This is a genomic window from Ralstonia sp. VS2407 (genome assembly GCF_052950655.1).
This window is the reverse complement of record NZ_JBRFVG010000313.1, coordinates 1-449: the sequence shown is the minus strand read 5'-3', so window position 1 is coordinate 449 and position 449 is coordinate 1. Positions and strand designations below refer to the sequence as shown.

Here is a 449-nt window from a genome sequence, read left to right as displayed (position 1 = left end):
CGTCGCGCGCAGATGATCGACGAAGGTGCGGACCTTCGCGTCCAGGAAGCGGCGCGACGCATACATCGCGTACACGTCGAGCATCGTCAACCGGTAGTCCGGCAGCACGCGCACGAGCCGCCCTTCGCGGATGTCGTCGAGCGCCGTGTACAGCGCGATCGAGCCGATCCCGCGGCCCGCGCGCACCGCCACCGACAACGCATCCGGCACGTTCGCCTGGAACGGCGCGGGCGGCAGCGCGTAGACGGTCTCGTCGCCGTCGTCGCGCTCGAGCCGCCACTCGCCGCCCGGCGAGGCCGGCGTGTCGAGCCGCAGGCACACGTGCTTCGCGAGATCGTCGGGCGTGGTCGGCGTGCCGTGCCGGGCGAGATACTCGCGCGACGCGACGAGCACGCTGCAGCTCGTCCCGCAGGTCTGCGCGACATAGCCCGAATCGGGCAGATGCGACG

At 71.7% G+C, this 449-nt stretch carries 1 protein-coding gene; it reads right to left on the bottom strand.

Translation table 11 applies throughout. From position 1 onward, the window contains the following. On the bottom strand, nucleotides 1-449 hold a 449-nt coding region (locus ACU8YE_RS25225; RefSeq protein ID WP_446930296.1), incomplete at both ends, for a substrate binding domain-containing protein.